This is a genomic window from Ruegeria arenilitoris, assembly GCF_013031355.1.
GTDB classification, from domain to species: domain Bacteria; phylum Pseudomonadota; class Alphaproteobacteria; order Rhodobacterales; family Rhodobacteraceae; genus Ruegeria; species Ruegeria arenilitoris_C.
This window is the reverse complement of record NZ_WPZO01000026.1, coordinates 1-2,673: the sequence shown is the minus strand read 5'-3', so window position 1 is coordinate 2,673 and position 2,673 is coordinate 1. Positions and strand designations below refer to the sequence as shown.

Annotated in this window: 2 protein-coding genes; both read right to left on the bottom strand. The window is 62.2% G+C overall.

The features are described from left to right. On the bottom strand, window positions 1–1,403 hold a 1,403-nt coding region (gene phnY, locus GOX63_RS23605; protein WP_170329187.1), incomplete at its 3' end, for a phosphonoacetaldehyde dehydrogenase. Window positions 1,404–1,415: 12 nt separating this feature from the next. Next, window positions 1,416–2,660 (bottom strand): phosphonoacetate hydrolase, encoded by a 1,245-nt coding sequence (gene phnA, locus GOX63_RS23600; RefSeq protein WP_170329185.1) that lies wholly within the window; start codon window positions 2,658–2,660, stop codon window positions 1,416–1,418. Window positions 2,661–2,673 lie beyond the last annotated feature (13 nt).

The following is a 2,673-nucleotide window of genomic DNA, read 5'->3' as shown; positions in this document are numbered from 1 at the left end:
TTCATGGCTTCGATGACGCCTTCTTTGACGCCGTTTCCGCTGTCCTTGATGCCGCCGAAGGGGGACATTTCGATGCGGTAGCCGGGTTGTTCCCAGATGTTGCAGGTGCCGACGTCCAGGCCGTTGATATAGGCAATCGCGCGGTTCAGGTCGTTGGTGCAGACGCCCGAGGACAGGCCGAACTCGGTGCTGTTCGAGATCGCCATCACCTCGGCGTCATTGTCCGGCACGCGGACGATGGGCACGATCGGGCCGAAGGTTTCCTCCATCACCAGCTCGCTGTCATGGGGCACCTTGTCGACCACGATGGGCGGCAGCAAGGCACCCTGACGGCCGGGGTGATAGAGGATTTCCGCCCCGTCTTCCTCGGCCATGTAGACGCGTTTTTCGAACAGCTCGGCGGCTTCGGCATGGATCACGCAGCCCAGCTCGGTCGCGGGGTCCTGCGGATCACCAAACTTGATCTTCCTGGCCTTCTCCAGCACCAGCGGCACGAACCTGTCGGCCACGCTTTCCTGTACCAGAATGCGCTTGATCGCGGTGCAGCGCTGGCCCGAGTTGCCGGTGGCCCCGGCCACGGCGATGGTCGCGGCTTTCTCGAGATCGGCATCGCTCAGGTCGTTGAGAACGATCAGGGGGTCATTGCCACCCAGTTCCAGCGCCTGACGTTTGTAACCCGCTTTCGAGGCGATCATCTTGCCCACCGGAACACCGCCGGTGAAGGTGATGATGTCGATGTGTTCATTGGTGATCATCTCTTCGCCGATGTCCTGCGGCCAGCCGGTGACGACCTGGAACATCTCGGGCGGTAGACCGGCCTCATAGAGGATATCCGCCAGCGTCAGCGCAGTCAGCGGCGTCAACTCGGTCGGTTTGCACACCATGCAGTTGTTGGTCGCAATCGCGGGGGCGATCTTGTGGCTGACCATGTTCAGCGGGTGGTTGAACGGGGTGATCGCACTGATGGCCTTGACCGGTTCACGCTTGGTGAAGATCTTCCGTTCCTTGCCGTTGTGCGTCAGGTCGCACGAGAAGATCTCGCCATCGTCCTTCAGCGCCTCGGCGGCGGCGAACTGATAGACGTCCTGCGCGCGCTTGGTCTCGTAGATCGCGTGCTGGTGGCAGATGCCCAGCTCCAACGTCAGCCACTTGGCCAGATACTCGCGCTTTTCGCCGATCAGTTCCCCTGCGCGTTGCAGGATCTGGCTGCGCTCGTACCGGGTCAGTTTGGGCGTGTAATTCGCCGCGATCTCGAACGCCTTGCGGGCGTGCTCGGCGGTGCCGGCCGGCACATGGCCGACCACTTCGTTGGTATAGGGGTAACGCACAGGGACGGTGGCCTCGGTGAAGACAACCTCTCCACCAATGCGCATCCCTTCGTTGCGGATGTCGGATGTGTTCATGATCCCGTCCATTTACTGGGCCGCCGCTGTGGTGGCGTAGAAGAAGGCGTCAAAGTTGCGCAGCTCGGGCGCGTTGCCCAGATCGATGACGCGGTTGACGATGAAGGGCACCTCCTGCTCGGTCAGGCCACCATGGCTGCGTAGCGGTTCCTTCAGCGCGGCCAGATCGTGACGGTCGGCCGAGGTGCCGATGGTCATGGTCTCGCCCGAGATCATGACGATGTCGCCGATCCGGTCGGCAGGCAGTTCAAAGCGGCGGATCGCCTCTTCCTTGTCGACCACCAGGATCATGTCCTCGATCGCGTCCAGCCGGGCCATGATGTCGGCCTTGTCCGCCCCTTCCGGCAGATAAGCCGTGGCGAACGATCCCAGCGCGCCGTGGTGCACCACATAGGGGTCGGTGATCGGCAGGATGACACGGGCGGCGTCCTTGCCCAGCCACTCGTCCATCAGGTCCTGCGCATAGATCACGTTGGGCTCGCCCGCTGCGTTGTGCTTGGGCTTCATGCCGTGGTCGGCGGTGACGACGATGGCGGCGCCCAGCTCGTCCAGTTCGCCCAGATACTTGTCGAACATGGCGTAGAAATCCAGCGCGCCCTGCTGATCAGGGGCGAACTTGTGCTGGATGTAGTCGGTGGTCGACAGGTACATGATGTCCGGCTTGAATTCCTTGAGCAGCTTGACGCCCGCGGCGAACACGAACTCAGACAGGTCGGCTGAATAGACCTCGGGGACCGGCATGCCCAGCCAGTCGCTGGCGTTGTCGATGCCGTGCTCGGCCTTGGTGGTCTCACCCGAGCGTTCCGAGGAAAACGCAACCGCGCGGTCTTCGTCGAACTTCAGGCCAGCGCCCAGCAGCGCGCGCAGCTTGTCCTTGGCGGTGACCATGGCGACGCGATAGCCCGCGTCGTAGAATTGCGAGAAGATGGTCGGTGCGCGCAGGAACCGCACGTCATTCATCATCACCTCTTCGCCGCTGTCGGGGTCGATCAGGTAGTTGCCGCAGATGCCGTGTACAATCGGCGGGCGCCCGGTGGCGATGCTGAGGTTGTTGGGGTTGGTGAAGCTGGGGATCACCGAATGCGCCAGGCGGTCGGTACCGGTTTCCCGAATACGCTTGAGCGTCGGCATCAGCCCCTTGGCAATCGCCACTTCCAGATATTCCGGCTCGCACCCGTCCAGACAGATCGCAATGGCTGGAACTTTCGGCTGCGGATAAACACGCTCATTCGCAGTAATGGGAGAGTGATGAGTCATTTCGTCGTCCTTG

Bases quoted from the DNA above. Each gene is read 5' to 3' on its own strand.
- phnA (WP_170329185.1), bottom strand. From the start codon at position 2,660: ATGACTCATCACTCTCCCATTACTGCGAATGAGCGTGTTTATCCGCAG.